The following is a 14937-nucleotide window of genomic DNA, read 5'->3' on the forward strand; positions in this document are numbered from 1 at the left end:
CGTGCTGCTCGTCCTGGCCTTCCGCAACGCCTTCCGCCACCGCCTGCGCACCCTGCTGACCCTGGCCGGGCTGACCGTGGCGGTGACCGCTTTTGGCCTGTTGTCCACCGTGGTGGACGCCTGGTACGCCGGGGCGGAGGGCGCCTCCAACGCCCGGCTGGTGACGCGCAACGCCATTTCCCTGGTCTTCCCTCTGCCCGTCAATTACCGGGAGAAGATCCGCCGGGTGGACGGGGTGGTGGGCATCACCCATTCCAATTGGTTCGGCGGCATCTACAAGGAGCCGAAGAACTTCTTCGCCCAGTTCGCCGTGGAGGCCGACACCTTTCTCGACCTCTACCCGGAGTTCGTGCTGAGCGAGGCCGAGCGGCGCGACTTCCTGCGCGACCGCAAGGGCTGCATCGTCGGCAGCAAGCTGGCCGCCACCTACGGCTTCAAGGTGGGGGACACCATCCAGTTGAAGGGCACCATCTTCCCCGGCACCTGGGAATTCGTCGTGCGCGGCATCTACCACGGGCGCGAGGCCAAGACCGACGTGAGCCAGATGCTCTTCCACTGGAGCTATGTGAACGAGACCATCACCCGCCAGATTCCGCGCCGGGCCAACCAGATCGGCGTGTACGTGGTGAAGATCGACGACCCGGCCCGGGCGGCGGAGATCAGCAGCCGCATCGACGCCGAGTTCAAGAACACCAGCGCCGAGACCCTGACCGAGACCGAGAAGGCCTTCCAGCTGTCCTTCGTCTCCATGACCGAGGCCATCGTGGTGGCCATCCGCGCCGTGTCCTACCTGGTCATCGTCATCATCCTGGCGGTGATGGCCAACACCATGGCCATGACCGTGCGCGAGCGCACCGCCGAGTACGCCACCCTGAAGGCCCTGGGCTTTTCGCCCGGCTTCGTCGTCGGGTTGATCGTCGGCGAATCGGCGGCCATCGCCCTGGCCGGCGGCCTGATCGCCGTGGCCCTGACCTTCCCCCTGGCGGCGGTGTTCGCCCAGGCCGTGGGCACCCTGTTCCCGGTGTTCAACGTCAGCGCCGAGACGGTGGCCTTGCAACTGCTCTGCGCCCTGGGCGTGGGGCTGCTGGCGGCGGCGCTGCCGGCGCGGCGGGCCATGGGCATCCGTATCGTGGACGGCCTGCGGGCGGTGGCGTGAGGCACGTGGAATGCTGACCCTGCCCCTCACTTATTCCCTGCGCAACCTGTGGGCGCGGCGCCTGACCACGGCCCTCACCGCCGGTGGCATGGCCCTGGTGGTGTTCGTCTTCGCCGCCGTGCTGATGCTCGACGAGGGCCTGCGCACCACCCTGGTGGCCACCGGCAGCGACGACAACGTGGTGGTGATCCGCCGCTCGGCCGAAACCGAGGTGCAGAGCGGCGTCGAGCGGGTCCAGGCGGCCATCGTCGAGAGCCTGCCCGAGGTGGCCCTGGGGGCTGGCGGCCGGTCCCTGGCGTCCAAGGAATCGGTGGTGCTGATCTCCCTCTACAAGCGTGGCACCACCAAGCCGGCCAACGTCATCATCCGCGGCGTCGGCCCCCTGGGCCACGAGCTGCGTCCCCAGGTGCGCCTGGTGGCCGGGCGCATGTTCCGCCCAGGCAGCAACGAGATCGTCGCCGGCCGGGCCATCGCCGAGCGCTTCACCAACGCCGGCCTGGGCGAGCGGCTGCGCTTCGGCGGCCAGGAATGGCGCGTGGTGGGGGTGTTCGACGCCGGCCGCACCGGCTTCGATTCGGAAATCTGGGGCGACGCCGACACCCTGATGCAGTCCTTCCGCCGCACCGCCTACTCGTCGATGGTGTTCAAGCTGGCCGACCCGGGGCGCTTTGCCGCGGTCAAGGCGGCCATCGAGTCCGACCCGCGCCTGACCCTGGAGGCCAAGCGCGAGACCCGCTTCTACGCCGACCAGTCGGAAACCCTGTCCAAGTTCATCAGCATCCTCGGGCTGACCCTGTCGGTGATCTTTTCCATCGGCGCGGTGATCGGCGCCATGATCACCATGTACGCCGCCGTGGCCAGCCGGGTCGGCGAGATCGGCACCCTGCGCGCCCTGGGCTTTCGCCGCAGCAGCATCCTCTTCGCCTTCCTCGGCGAATCCCTGCTGCTCGCCCTGGTGGGCGGGGCCGCCGGGCTGGTGCTGGCCTCGTTCATGCAGCTGGTGACCATCTCCACCATGAACTGGCAGTCCTTCGCCGAGCTGGCTTTTTCCTTCACCCTGACTCCGGCCATCGTCGCCAAGAGCCTGGCCTTCACCCTGTTCATGGGCTTCGTCGGCGGCTTCCTGCCCGCCTTCCGGGCGGCCCGGCTGAACATCGTCGACGCCTTGCGCGCCGCGTAGCCGGGCGCCCCACACGGGGGGCGCCCGCAGGTTTGGGTATCGCCGGATACTTGAATTTTCTTCATGTTTCCCGGGGCTCGCTTCGGGAAACTCGGCTACTGGCGCGGACCTTGGTTTTTCCAAGGGTCGGATGTATTAATTTTTTTCAAGTATCGGGGCGTGAGCGGCTTGGGCATTCGCTGCGCCCGCCGCATTTGGCGCGGGCCGCTTTCCCCCGGCCGACGCCGCAACGCGTTGACGCGTGGAATCCCCAAAAGCAAACGCCCCGCACGGGGCGGGGCGTTGGGCGGCTGGCGCTGGTGAGTCTCCCGGCGCGGGGCCGGGCGGCGCTCAGGCGGCCTGAACCGGAATCTGCTTGCTGTGGCGCACCATGCGGTTCTGGGAATCGACGTACACCAGGTCCGGCTCGTGACGGGCCAGTTCGGCCTCGTCGAAGACGGCGAAGGTGGCGATGATCAGCAGGTCGCCGGGGGCGGCACGACGGGCGGCGGAGCCGTTCACCGAGATCACGCCCGATCCGCGTTCGGCGCGGATGGCGTAGGTGGTGAAGCGCTCGCCGTTGTTGATGTTCCAGATGTCGATTTGCTCGTATTCGCGGATGTTGGCCGCGTCCAGCAGATCCTCGTCGATCGCACAGGAGCCCTCGTAATGGAGCTCGGAGTGCGTCGTGGTGACGCGGTGCAGCTTGGACTTGAGCATGGTGCGTTGCATGGCGTTTCCCTATGCCGAAGGTTGGGGAGGGGGCATTGTAATAGCCTACCCCTCGCTGTCAACGGCTCAGTTGTTGCAAAAAAACCTCATCAAATCTCAAGGTTATCAATGAGTCGCGTCTTGCCCAGGCGGGCCGCGGCGAGAACCACCAGCGGCGCGGCGTTTGCGCCGGTTCCTGGTGCGGTGCCGGGGGCCGGGGCGCGCAGGTCGGACTGTTGTCGCAACGCAACATAGTCGGTCTGCCAGCCGGCGGCATCCAGGGCGGCGGCGGCTTCACGCTCCAGCTTGGCGTAGTCCCGCTCGCCAGCCAGCACGGCGTCGCGCAAGGCGTTCAGGGTGTGCGCCAGGCGCGGTGCCTCGGCCCGTTCGGCCTCGCTCAGGTAGCCGTTGCGCGAGGACAGGGCCAGGCCGTCGTCGGCGCGCACCGTGTCGCCGCCGACGATGGTCACCGGCAGGGCCAGCTGGCGCACCATGTGGCGGATCACCATCAGCTGCTGGTAGTCCTTTTTGCCGAACAGGGCCACGGCGGGCTGGACGGCGTTGAACAGCTTGAGCACCACCGTGGCGACGCCGCGGAAGTGGCCGGGGCGGCATTCGCCTTCCAGCAGCTCCTGGACCGGGCCCGGGTCCACCTGGACGGTCTGGGGCTCGGGATAGAGATCGGCCTCGGTGGGGGCAAACAGGATGTCCACGCCCGCCCCGCGCAGCTTGGCGCAGTCGGCCTCGAAGGTGCGCGGGTACTTGTCGAAATCCTCGTTGGGGCCGAACTGCAGGCGGTTGACGAAGATGCTCGCCACCACGGTGTCGCCGTGGGCGTGGGCCTGCTCCATGAGGGAGATGTGGCCGGCGTGGAGGTTGCCCATGGTCGGTACCAGGACGACGCGGCCGCGCCCGGCGAGGGCTTCGCGCAGGGCGGGGATGCTGGAGATCACTTGCATGATGGAAAGTGGTGAAAGCGGCCTGGCGGCTCAGTAACAGTGTTCCGGGCCGGGGAAGGAGGCATCCTTCACCGCGGCCACGTAGGCGGCGAGGGCGGCGCCCACCGAGGGCTGGCCGACCATGAAATTCCTGACGAAGCGGGCCTTCTTGCCCGGCGACAGGTCGAGCATGTCGTGCAGTACCAGGACCTGGCCGGAACAGCCGGCGGAGGCGCCGATGCCGATGGTGGGGATGGCCAGCAGGTCGGTCAGTTCCCGGGCCAGGGCCTCGGGCACGGCTTCGATCACGATCAGGCTGGCGCCGGCTTCCTGGAGGGCCAGGGCGTCGGCCTTGAGCCGCTCGGCGGCGGCGTCGCCCTTGCCCTGGACCCGGTAGCCGCCCAGCTGGTGCACCGACTGGGGGGTGAGGCCGATGTGGCCGCACACCGGCACGCCCCGGGCGGTGAGGAAGCGCACCGTGGCGGCCATTTCCACGCCGCCCTCGATCTTCACAACCTGGGCGCCGGCGGCGAGCAGGGGCACGGCGTTGCGGAAGGTGTCCTCCGGGGTCACCTGGGAGGTGCCGAAGGGCATGTCGGCGATGATCAGGGCGCGCTTCGAGCCCCGGGCCACGGCGGCGGTGTGGTAGGCGATGTCGGCCAGGGTCACCGGCAGGGTGGAATCGTGGCCTTGCAGCACCATGCCCAGGGAATCGCCGATGAGCAGGGATTCGACGCCGGCGTCGTCGCACAGGCGGGCGAAGCTGGCGTCGTAGCAGGTCAGCATGGCGATCTTGTCGCCGGCGGCCTTCATCTTGGCCAGGTCGGCGGTGGTCAGGCGGCGGGTATCGACGTGCACGGACATGGATCAACCTCCCAGGTTGAAGAATTCACGGTGGCTGCGCTGCTGGCCGAGCCGCTCCAGCAACAGGTGGAAATCGTCGTCCCGGTCGGCGAAGTTGAGATTGTCGGAATTGACGATCATCACCGGACAGGCGTCGTAGTGGTAGGCGAAGTGGCTGTAGGCATCGGCCAGGCGCACCAGGTAGGTGTCGTCCACGGTGCGTTCGCTGGCGCTGGCGCGGCGGCGCACCCGGGCGATCAGGTTTTCCGGCGCGGCCTGGAGAAAGATCACCAGGTCGGGCGTCACCTGGGGCAGGGGCGAACGCTCGCTCAGGCGCTGGTACAGGGCCAGTTCCTCGTCGCTCAGGTTGATGCGGGCGAACAGGGCGTCCTTGTCGGCCAGGAAGTCGCACACCACCGGGGTGGCCTCCGCCGGCAGCAGGTGCTCCTGCAACGCGGCCAACTGGTCGTGGCGCTTGAGCAGGAAGTGCAACTGGGTGGGCAGGGCGTAGCGGTGCCGATCCTGGTAGAAGCGGCCGAGGAAGGGATTGGCCTCCGGGTCTTCCAGCACCGGGCGGGCGTTCAGGTGCTCCGCCAGACGCCGGGCCAGGGTGCTCTTGCCCGCGCCGATGGGGCCTTCCACCACGATGTGGCGGGCCTGGGCAAGGGGAGACGAAGGAGAGGAAGGGATGTGGATTCCGGCCATGGGCGCTCCAGTCACGAGCGGAAGATGAAGTACACCGCCCCGCACAGGCACAGGGCCGCCCACAGGTAGTCGAGCTTGAGGGGCTGGTTCATGTAGAAGACCACGAAGGGCACGAAGACGGTGAGTGTAATGGCTTCCTGGAGGATCTTGAGTTGGGCCAGACTGAGCTGGCTGGCGCCGATGCGGTTGGCCGGCACCTGGAGCAGGTACTCGAACAGGGCGATGCCCCAAGAAACCATGGCCGCCAGCCACCAGGGACGGTCCGCCAGGTTCTTCAGGTGGGCGTACCAGGCGAAGGTCATGAACACGTTGGATGCCGACAGCAACAGCACGGTGCGCAGGATCACCGGGGCGTCCATGACCAGGGCGGCGGCGTTCTGGAACGGGGTCATGCCGGCAGCCGTTCGATCTGTTGCAGGCGCACCGCCGGCAGCCAGGCGGCCACCGTGCCTCGGCCGGGCAGGGCCAGGTCCGGGGCGATCTCGGCCAGGGGCGTGAGCACGAAGGCGCGCAGGTGCAGGCGCGGGTGGGGCAGCAGCAGGGTGGGCAGGGCGCCGGCGGCGAGGTCGGCCGCCAGGTCTGTGCCGTTATCGGCGGAGGCCGCCTCCGCCGTGGCCGAGGCGGGCACCGCCGGCCACAGGCCGGCCAGGCCGTCGTAGAGCAGCAGGTCCAGGTCCAGGGTGCGCGGCGCCCAGCGCGGATGGCTGTGGTGGCGGGTGCGCCCGCCGGCGGATTCCAGGGCCAGCAGGGCGGCCAGCAGGGCTTGCGGCGGCAGGTCGGTGGCCAGCTCGGCCACGGCGTTGATGTAGTCCGGCTGGACTTCGCCCGGGTTGGCGGTGATGGCGGCGGTGCGGTACAGGCTGGAGGCCGCCGCCAGGCGGCAGCCGGGCAGCTGGTCGAGGGCGGCCAGGGCCGCGTGCACCTGGGCCGCCGGCTCGCCCAGGTTGGCTCCCAGGGCGACGAAGGCCCGGTGGGGCAGGAGCGGGGAAGAAAGGGAAAGATCGGCCATGGCAATGCCGGAGGGGAGGGGCTGCGGGTGGCGGGCGGGGCCGCGGGCCCCGCCGTGGCTCACTGGGGCGCTTGCTCGGGGGAGCCGGCGCCGTCGCCGCCGCCCTTGCGGTTGTTGCTGCGCCGGCGGCGGCGCTTCTTGGCGCCGTCGCCCTCGCCCTTCTTGTCGGGCACCAGCATGGCTTGCTGCTCGTCGTACTCTGCGGCCATGAAGGCGCTCCACCAGTCGGCCAGTTCCTGCTCCACCTCGCCGGAGGCGGTGCGCAGCAGCAGGAAGTCGTAGGCCGCCTTGTAGCGGGGTTGGTCGAGCAGCAGGAAGGGGCGCTTGCCGGCGCGGGATTCGAAGCGCGGCTGGAGCATCCAGATTTCCTTGATGTCGCCGGCGATGCGCCGGGTGATGGCGAGCTTCTGGCACTGCTTCTCCAGCACCTGGTCCATGGCCGCCATCAGGGCCGGGATGCGCCGCTCGCCGCGCTTGAGGTTCTTGTCCCACTGGGCCAGCACTTCATGCCAGAGCAGGGTGGCGAACAGGAAGCCCGGGGAAATGGGCTTGTCTTCCTTGACCCGCCGGTCGGTGGCTTCCAGGGCCAGCTTGACGAACTTCTCGCCCCGGGGCTGCTCCAGGATCACGTCGAGCAGCGGCAGCAGGCCGTGGTGCAGGCCCTCGTCGCGCAGCTGCTTGAGGCATTGCAGCGAGTAGCCCGAGGTGAGCAGCTTGAGCATCTCGTCGAACAGGCGCGCCGCCGGGATGTTCTCGATCAGGTCGGACATCTCGCGGATCGGCCGGCGCGCCGCCGGGTCGATCACCAGGCCCAGCTTGGCCGCCAGGCGCACGGCGCGCAGCATGCGCACCGGGTCTTCCCGGTAGCGCACCGCCGGGTCGCCGATCATGCGCAGGGTCTTCTGCTTCAGGTCGGCCACGCCATGGTGGTAGTCGAGGATGGTTTCGTCCGCCGGGTTGTAATACAGGGCGTTGACCGTGAAGTCGCGTCGCGCCGCGTCCTCGGCCTGGCTGCCGAAGACGTTGTCGCGCAGCACCCGGCCGTGCTCGTCGGTCTCGGAATCGTGCAGGCCGCGGAAGGTGGTGACCTCGATGATCTCGTCGCGGATCACCACGTGCACGATCTGGAAGCGCCGGCCGATGATGCGGGCGCGGCGGAAGCAGCGCTTGACCTGTTCCGGCGTGGCGTTGGTGGCCACGTCGTAGTCCTTGGGGTCGCGCCTGAGCAGCAGGTCGCGCACCGCGCCGCCGACGACGAAGGCCTCGAAGCCGTTCTCCTGGAGCACCTCGCAGACGCGGCGGCCGCCGTAGGAGAGCTGGTCCCGGTCTATGCCGTGGGAGGACCGGCCAATCCGGGCGGCCTCGGTGACGAGGGCCGTGGCCCCTTTCGGGCCGCGGATGCGGGTGATGGCACGGGTAATCAGCTTGCGGATCATCGTGGTGGATTCTGGGTCGGTGGGGCGCCGGTCAGCATGTAACGGGCGGCCGATCCGTGCAGTGCACAAAATGGGGCGCAGTGTACGCCGGAGCGGGGCGCTTGGTAAGCGGCAATGTGGGCGGCACGGTATGCACCCCGGCGGGTCAGCCGCGCAGGGTGAGCACGGTCCAGCCGTCCCGCTCGGCACGGCCGCGCAGGGTCGGGTCCGGGTCCACCGCCACCGGGTGGCTGACCTTTTCCAGCAGCGGCAGGTCGTTGTGGGAGTCGCTGTAGAACCAGGTCTTGGCGAAGCTACCCCACCACAGGCCCTGGGATTCGAGCCAGGCTTCGACCCGGGTGATCTTGCCGGCCTGGAACGAGGGAATGCCGGTGGGGGCGCCGGTGAAGCGGCCGCTGGGCACGTCCACCTCCGGAATGGTGCCGATCAGGTGGGGAATGCCGAATTCCCGGGCGATGGGGCCGGTGACGAAGGAATTGGTGGCAGTGACGATGGCGCACAGGTGGCCGGCGTCCAGGTGGCGGGCCACCAGTTCCCGGGCCGGGGCGCCGATCAGGGGGCGGATGCGGCTGGCCACGTATTCGGCGTGCCAGGCGTCCAGTTCGGCCCGCTCGTGACGGGCCAGGGGGGCGAGCTGGAAGGCGAGGAATTCGTCGATGTCCAGGGTGCCGGCCTTGTAGTGCTCGTAGAAAGCCTTGTTCTTGGCTTCCTGGATTTCGGCGTCCACGGCGCCTTTGCCGATCAGGAATTGGGCCCACTCGTAGTCCGAGTCGCCGGAGAGCAGGGTGTTGTCGAGGTCGAAGAGGGCAAGTTCCATGGGGCGTTGAGTCTGAATCAGGTCGAGTGGAGCACTTCGCGCAGCAAGGGCAGGGTGATCGGGCGCTTGCGCTCCAGGGAGAAACGGTCGAGGGCGACGACGATGGCCGACAGGGAGCCCATGTCCCGGGGGGCGTGGCGCAGCAGGTAGTCCACCGCCCCATCGGGCAGGGCCAGGCCCCGGGCGGCGGCCTGGGCGGCGATGGCAGCGCCCTTCTCGGCGTCGGAAAGCACCTGGGCCCGGTAGATCAGGCCGGAGCCGAGGCGGGTGCGCAGGTCCTCGCGCAGACCCACCGCGGCGGGGGGCTGGTGGGCCGCCACCAGCAGCTTGCCGCCTTCGGCCTTGAGTCGGTTGAAGCCGTTGAACAGGGCCTGCTCGCCGGCGGCGTCCAGGGCGTCCACGTTGTCCACGGCGACGAAGGGAACATCATCGGGCCAGACGGCCAGGGCCGGGTCGGCGGCGGCATCCAGGTACACCGCGCCGCTGGCGCGCAGCAAGTGGGTGCGGCCGCTGCCGGTCTCGCCCCAGATGTAGAACAGGGGTTCCCGGCTGCGCTCGCCCAGCCAACTGTGAAAGCCGGCCAGCAACTCGGCGTTGCCGCCCGCGACGAAGTTGTCGAAGGTGGGCCGTGCCGCGGGCATCAGGTCGAGGAGCAGTTGACGCATGGGGAGGGCTGGCTGGGGGGGAGCGGGGTTTTGAGCTAAAATCACGCGTTTTCAGGGGGCTGGCCGCAAGGGTGCCGAGGGCCGGATTCTAACATCCCGCCTCCCACGTTCATCCTTCCATCCAGTCAGCCCGCCGGGCGCCTCGCCCGCGCGGTGCCCCTTCCGACTTCATTTTCGTCCGCTTCGCCATGACCCAACAGACTCCTTCCTCTTCCTCCTCGCTCTCGTACCGTGACGCCGGCGTGGACATCGACGCCGGCGACGCCCTGGTCGACCGCATCAAGCCCCTGGCGAAAAAGACCCTGCGGGAAGGGGTCATGGCCGGCATCGGTGGCTTCGGCGCCCTGTTCGAGGTGCCCAAGAAATACAAGGAGCCGGTGCTGGTGTCCGGCACCGACGGCGTTGGCACCAAGCTCAAGCTGGCCTTCGAGCTGGCCCGCCACGACACCGTGGGCATCGACCTGGTGGCCATGAGCGTGAACGACATCCTGGTCCAGGGCGCCGAGCCCCTGTTCTTCCTCGACTACTTCGCCTGCGGCAAACTCGACGTGGACACCGCCGCCCGGGTGGTGGGCGGCATCGCTGCCGGCTGCGAACAGGCCGGCTGCGCCCTGATCGGCGGCGAAACCGCCGAGATGCCGGGCATGTACCCGGACGGCGAATACGACCTGGCCGGCTTCGCCGTCGGCGCCGTGGAAAAGTCCAAGATCATCAACGGCTCCACCATCGTCCCCGGCGACGTGGTGCTCGGCCTGGCCTCTTCCGGCGCCCACTCCAACGGCTACTCCCTGGTGCGCAAGATTCTGGCCCGCTCCAACCCGGACGTGGATGCCAAGTTCGACGGCGACAAAACCCTGGCCGACGCCATCATGGCCCCCACCCGCATCTACGTGAAGTCGGTGCTGGCCCTGCTCGCCGCCATGCCCGAGGCCGTCAAGGGTCTGGCCCACATTACCGGCGGCGGCCTCACCGAGAACGTGCCCCGCGTCCTGCCCGACAACGTGGTGGCCGACCTGGACAAGTCCGCCTGGCCCCGTCCCAAGCTGTTCCAGTGGCTCCAGGCCGAAGGCAACGTGGCCGAAGACGAGATGCACCGCGTCTTCAACTGCGGCATCGGCATGGTGATCGTGGTCCCGGCCGCCCAGGCCGCCGCCGCCCAGGCCGCCCTGGCAGCCGCCGGCGAAGCCGTCTGGCAGATCGGCACCATCCGCGCCCGCAACGGCGACGAGCACCAGACCCAGGTGCGCTAAGCAGGTTCCAAGTCTGCACGCTACGCCGGCCTGGCCGGCGTAGCAGCGCCCCAAACGCCAAGGGCGGCCCGGAATTACTTCCGGGCCGCCCTTGGCGTTTTTGCTACTTTTGGCTCACAGGGGGGTTACTCCGCCTCTTCGGCACGCTCTGCATATTTGTCGAGAACTTCAGGCTTGAGGTATTCCAGCGTGGGGTTTTCAGCGAGCTCTTGGATTTTCTCGTAGGGGAGATACGTGCAAAGCTCGGACAACGGCCCTTGGGCAAAAATAGAAAAGGCAGGGCGCATCAGTTCCTGAAAGACCTTCTTGCGCCGTTCATCTGGAGCCACGATATGCAGTTTCGTGCTGAGGTTGGGCTGTAGCGCCAGCAGGTCGGCCATGCGCAGGATTCCAGAATAGACGGCCGTCGTATGTTCGACCTCGAAGGCGCGGACGATGGCTTTCTTTTGTAGCCAGAGCACATCGATCTGTTCAATGGTCTTGGCGGTGGGCTCGGTGAACTGCGTCGAAGGCAGGCTAGTCAGCAGCTCCGTGGTGCTCATTGCAGCACGGACCGCTTCCTTGTCGGCCTTGGGAATCCAGACTTGAAAGCCCATAGCGTTACCGATGTCCGCGAGCAAGGCCTGCATCTTGTGGGATGTGCGGGCCTGGGCTAAAGGCTCGTCGGATTCGGCGCTAGGCAAGGCCGCCGTGAGAGTCGTTTCCGTATTCGGTTCGGCCGTAGGAATTTGTACCGCCACCACGCGCCCCTGGGCGTTGGTCATCGTCAGGGTGCGATGCTTGTCCCACGTATCTGCCGTGATTTCGTCGGGAAGCGGTGCCTGTGCCTGCTGAGCGAGCAAGGCGGCGAGCGTTTCGCCGTCGCTATCCGTCAATCGCACCCCGCTGCTGCGCAGACCTCCGTTCCACCCACCCGCGCCGGGAGCAACGTCCTGGGTGAACGAGAGGGCGGTCCAGACGTCGGGGCGTTTGATCGGCAGCAGCGAGCCTCTTTGCAACCAGATGCGCGGCAGTACGGGGAATTGCAGTGAGTATTCACTGAAGGGCTCATTGCCCGCTTGTGCTTCGGTCATCGGGCCCGTCACCTCAAGCAAACCGACCCAACAGGACAACCCTTTGAGGTAACACAGGATCTTGTCGCCGGGCTTGATCTTGGCGATCCACGCACGTCGATTCGGGTGGAAGCCGGCAATGGTCTTGGATGTACCGGAAAAGTGCTCGTAAGTATCTACCGAGAAAATATCGACGAAGTAGGTCATCGCGTGATTGGCGAGGGTGAATAGAAGTAGGCAGGGCTAAGGATAGCCTGCCCACCTCTTGCCTGGCGATGACAATGTCGAATTGGTGTGTGTTTACCCCTTCGGCCAGAGAATCATCTGGGTGCAGCGGAACAGGGCGATGGTGCGGCCGGTGGTTTCGTCGGAGACCACCGCATCCCACACCTGGGTGGTGCGGCCCAGGTGCTGGGCGGTGGCGACGCAGGCCACGGCGCCGTCGCGCACCGTGCCCAGGTGGTTGCTCTTCAGTTCGATGGTGGTGAACGATTCGGCACCTTCGGGGAGGTGGGCGATGGTGGCGTAGCCGCAGGTGGTGTCGGCCAGGGCGACGATGCTGGCGGCGTGGAGGAAGTCGTTGGGGGCGAAGTGCAGCTTCTTCACCGGCATCCGGCTGGTGAGGCGCTTTTCCGCCAGCTCGACCATCTCGACGCCGAGGAAGCCCGGCAGGTACTCGCCGCCGCGGGCGTTGAGTTCGGCGACGGAAATTTCGGGGCGCAGACGGCTCATGGGTGGGTCTCCTTATAAGTGCTGTCGGGGCGGGGATGAATTGAACGGTCAGGCCGGCTGGGCCGCCGGGCGCAGCACCGGGGCTTCCTTGATCGGCAGGTTGGCCAGGGCGGCCAGGGTTGCCAGCACCATGTCGGCGTACCACATCCAGGTGAAGTCGCCGAAGCGGGTCACCGCCAGGCCCCCCAGCCAGGCGCCGAGGAAGCCGCCGATCTGGTGCGAGAGCAGGGTCAGGCCGAACAGGGTGGCCAGGTAGCGGGTGCCGAACAGCTTGCCGACGATGGCCGCCGTGGGCGGCACGGTGGCCAGCCAGGTGACGCCCAAGCCGGCGGCGAACAGGTAATAGGCCCACTCGGTGCGCGGCATCAGCAGGTAGGCGCCGATCAGCACCGCCCGGGAGGCGTACATGGCCGCCAGCACGTGCTTGCTGCGGTAGCGGGCGATGCAGCCGCCGGCGTAGAGGCTGCCGGCGATGTTGGCCAGGCCGATGATCGCCAGGGACCAGCTGGCCACCGAGGGGGGCAGGCCGCACAGGTCGATCTCCCCGGGCAGGTGGGTGACCAGGAAGGCGATGTGGAAGCCGCAGGTGAAGAAGCCGGCGTGCAGCAGCAGGTAGCTGCGGTCGGCCAGAGCCTCGCGCACGGCGGCGCCCAGGCCCTTGTCCTGGCTGGCGCCGCCGTGGCCGTGGGCCGTGTCGGCGGCGTGGCTGGGCCCGGTCAGCTTGCCCACCAGGGGCAGGGCCGCCAGGGTGGCGACGGCCATGGCCCACAGGGCGCCCATCCAGCCGAAGGACTGGATCAGCTTTTGCAGGATCGGGGCGAAGACGAACTGGCCGAAGGAGCCGCCGGCGTTGATCACCCCGGAGGCCGCCCCCCGGGATTCCAGCGGCAGGCGCTGGGCCGCCGCGCCGATCAGCACCGAGAAGCTGCCGGCGCCGGAACCCATGGAGGCGAGCAGCCCCAGGGTCACGGCCAGGGCGAAGCCGCTGGTGGCGAAGGGGGTGAGGGCGCAGCCCAGGGCGAGCACGAGGATGCCGGCGATGAGCACGCCCCGGGGGCCGTAGCGGTCGGCCACGGCGCCGGCGATGGGCTGGATCGCCCCCCAGGCGAACTGGCCCAGGGCCAGGGCGAAGCTGATGGTGGCGATGCCCAGGCCGGTGGAGGTGTTGAGGGGGCTGACGATCAGGCCGAAGGATTGGCGGATGCCCATGGTGACCATGAGGATGCCGGCGGCGGCCAGGGTGACCGCCAGCACGCGGGGCTGGCGCAGTGAGTGGAACATGCGGGGACCTCGAAAACCGCGAAGGCGACGCTCTGATTGTGGTGGCCGTTGTGCGCTGCGACAACTGATTTAATATGCGTTATGCGATAGATTTTCTATGCCATGAAACCGCTGCCACCGCTAAAGTCCTTAGTAGCTTTCGATGCCGTCATGCGCAGCAATAGTTTTTCTGTTGCCGCGGCGGAACTGTCGGTCACCCCGGGGGCCATCGGCCAGCAGATCCAGAAGCTGGAAGCCTGGCTCGGCGCCGCCCTGTTCATCCGCCAGGTGCGCGCCATCCACCCCACCCCCGAGGCCCTGGCCTACTGGGCGCGCATCCAGCCGGCCCTGGCCCAGATCGCCGACGCCAGCCAGAAGCTGCGCGACAGCCGCAGCGCCGGGGTGTGGCTGTCCATGCCCCCCAGCTTCGCCGCCAAGTGGTTCACCGCCCGCATGGCCGGGCTGCTCACCGCCCACCCCGGCCTGCAACTGCACCTCAACGCCACCGCCGCCCTGGTGGATTTCGAGCGGGAGGCCATCGACCTGGCGATCCGCTACTTCGACGGCAACGACCACCGCCTGGAAACCGCCCGGCTCTACGACGACGAGGCTCGGGTGTATTGCGCCCCCGGTTACGCGGCGGCCCTGGCCCTGGCGGCGCCGGCCGACGCGGCCCGGGCCAGCTTGCTGGTGACCACCATGCACGCCCACTGGGAACGCTGGCTGGCCCGCTTCGCCGGCCTGGGGGGCGCCCAGGCGATGGCCCTGCCGCGCATCCACTTCGACCAGAGCCTGACCGCCATCGAGGCCGCCCGCCAGGGCCAGGGCCTGGTCCTCACCAGCCCCCTGCTGGTGCGCGAGGAAGTGGCCGCCGGCACCCTGGTCGAGCCGTTCGACTGCCCCCTGCCCCTGGTTAACGGCTACTACCTGGTCCATCCCCGGACCCAGGCCCTGCGGCCCGCGGCGGCGGCGGTGAAGGCCTGGTTCATCGCCGAGGCCGGCCGCGACGCCGGCGCCTGAAACCGGAGGCGCAGGGGGCTGGGGGCAATGGGGCGGGGTGCAATGGGACGGGGCGAGAGTCCAGGCCCCAGGCACCGAGTCCGCTCCAATGCCGGCCACGGAGCTGCGGGCGAGTTGTGGGCGAGTTGTGGGCGAGTTGTGGGCGTATGGGGCGCGGCCTGCCACAAAGGTGGGGGCGGCGGGG

General features: G+C 68.4%; 16 protein-coding genes. 4 read left to right on the top strand and 12 right to left on the bottom strand.

Features of this window, described 5'->3' with window-relative positions; genetic code table 11:
• Position 1 precedes the first annotated feature (1 nt).
• The gene (locus V7Z98_RS12410) at positions 2-1156 is read left to right on the top strand and encodes an ABC transporter permease (protein ID WP_293264288.1); all 1155 of its coding nucleotides are present in this window, start codon (positions 2-4) and stop codon (positions 1154-1156) included.
• Between the two features lie 10 nt (positions 1157-1166).
• The gene (locus V7Z98_RS12415; RefSeq protein ID WP_293264286.1) at positions 1167-2336 is read left to right on the top strand and encodes an ABC transporter permease; all 1170 of its coding nucleotides are present in this window, start codon (positions 1167-1169) and stop codon (positions 2334-2336) included.
• Positions 2337-2666: 330 nt separating this feature from the next.
• On the opposite strand, the gene panD is transcribed toward V7Z98_RS12415, so the two are convergent.
• From panD to hda, 9 genes are all read right to left on the bottom strand, one after another.
• Positions 2667-3047 carry an aspartate 1-decarboxylase gene (gene panD / locus V7Z98_RS12420; protein ID WP_293264284.1) on the bottom strand — a complete coding sequence of 127 codons (381 nt, stop codon included), beginning with the start codon at positions 3045-3047 and terminating at the stop codon, positions 2667-2669.
• An 89-nt stretch (positions 3048-3136) separates the two neighbouring features.
• Entirely contained in the window at positions 3137-3985 is an 849-nt protein-coding gene (panC, locus tag V7Z98_RS12425) for a pantoate--beta-alanine ligase (protein WP_334158328.1), read from the bottom strand.
• A gap of 30 nt (positions 3986-4015) precedes the next feature.
• A complete protein-coding gene (panB, locus tag V7Z98_RS12430; protein WP_334158329.1) occupies positions 4016-4828 on the bottom strand; it encodes a 3-methyl-2-oxobutanoate hydroxymethyltransferase in 813 nt (270 codons plus the stop codon).
• Between the two features lie 3 nt (positions 4829-4831).
• Positions 4832-5512 (bottom strand): deoxynucleoside kinase, encoded by a 681-nt coding sequence (locus tag V7Z98_RS12435; RefSeq protein ID WP_293264278.1) that lies wholly within the window; start codon positions 5510-5512, stop codon positions 4832-4834.
• A gap of 11 nt (positions 5513-5523) precedes the next feature.
• Positions 5524-5904: a DMT family protein gene (locus tag V7Z98_RS12440; RefSeq protein WP_293264276.1), complete on the bottom strand. Its 381-nt coding sequence runs from the start codon at positions 5902-5904 to the stop codon at positions 5524-5526.
• A complete protein-coding gene (gene folK, locus V7Z98_RS12445; protein ID WP_334158330.1) occupies positions 5901-6521 on the bottom strand; it encodes a 2-amino-4-hydroxy-6-hydroxymethyldihydropteridine diphosphokinase in 621 nt (206 codons plus the stop codon). The genes V7Z98_RS12440 and folK overlap by 4 nt, the downstream gene beginning before the upstream one ends.
• 59 nt (positions 6522-6580) lie before the next feature.
• Complete coding sequence (gene pcnB / locus V7Z98_RS12450) at positions 6581-7957, bottom strand: polynucleotide adenylyltransferase PcnB (protein ID WP_334158332.1); 1377 nt, start codon at positions 7955-7957, stop codon at positions 6581-6583.
• Positions 7958-8102: 145 nt separating this feature from the next.
• On the bottom strand, positions 8103-8774 hold the full coding sequence (locus V7Z98_RS12455) for an HAD family hydrolase (RefSeq protein WP_334158333.1): 672 nt from the start codon (positions 8772-8774) through the stop codon (positions 8103-8105).
• Between the two features lie 17 nt (positions 8775-8791).
• Positions 8792-9439, bottom strand: coding sequence for a DnaA regulatory inactivator Hda (hda, locus tag V7Z98_RS12460; RefSeq protein ID WP_334158334.1), 648 nt, complete (start codon positions 9437-9439; stop codon positions 8792-8794).
• Between the two features lie 188 nt (positions 9440-9627).
• On the opposite strand from hda, the gene purM reads away from it, so the two are divergent.
• Positions 9628-10689, top strand: a complete 1062-nt coding sequence (purM, locus tag V7Z98_RS12465; protein WP_293264266.1) for a phosphoribosylformylglycinamidine cyclo-ligase — start codon at positions 9628-9630, stop codon at positions 10687-10689.
• Positions 10690-10814: 125 nt separating this feature from the next.
• On the opposite strand, the gene V7Z98_RS12470 is transcribed toward purM, so the two are convergent.
• The 3 genes from V7Z98_RS12470 to V7Z98_RS12480 all read right to left on the bottom strand — a co-directional run bounded on the left by V7Z98_RS12470 (position 10815) and on the right by V7Z98_RS12480 (position 13754).
• Complete coding sequence (locus tag V7Z98_RS12470; RefSeq protein ID WP_334158336.1) at positions 10815-11948, bottom strand: hypothetical protein; 1134 nt, start codon at positions 11946-11948, stop codon at positions 10815-10817.
• Between the two features lie 93 nt (positions 11949-12041).
• Entirely contained in the window at positions 12042-12473 is a 432-nt protein-coding gene (locus V7Z98_RS12475; RefSeq protein ID WP_334158337.1) for a PaaI family thioesterase, read from the bottom strand.
• A gap of 48 nt (positions 12474-12521) precedes the next feature.
• Positions 12522-13754, bottom strand: a complete 1233-nt coding sequence (locus tag V7Z98_RS12480; protein ID WP_334158338.1) for an MFS transporter — start codon at positions 13752-13754, stop codon at positions 12522-12524.
• A 102-nt stretch (positions 13755-13856) separates the two neighbouring features.
• Here V7Z98_RS12480 and V7Z98_RS12485 point away from each other — a divergent pair, with 102 nt between their 5' ends.
• Positions 13857-14753: a LysR substrate-binding domain-containing protein gene (locus V7Z98_RS12485; RefSeq protein ID WP_334158339.1), complete on the top strand. Its 897-nt coding sequence runs from the start codon at positions 13857-13859 to the stop codon at positions 14751-14753.
• Positions 14754-14937 lie beyond the last annotated feature (184 nt).

Source organism: Oryzomicrobium sp. (assembly GCF_036820405.1).
Classification (GTDB): Bacteria; Pseudomonadota; Gammaproteobacteria; order Burkholderiales; family Rhodocyclaceae; genus Oryzomicrobium.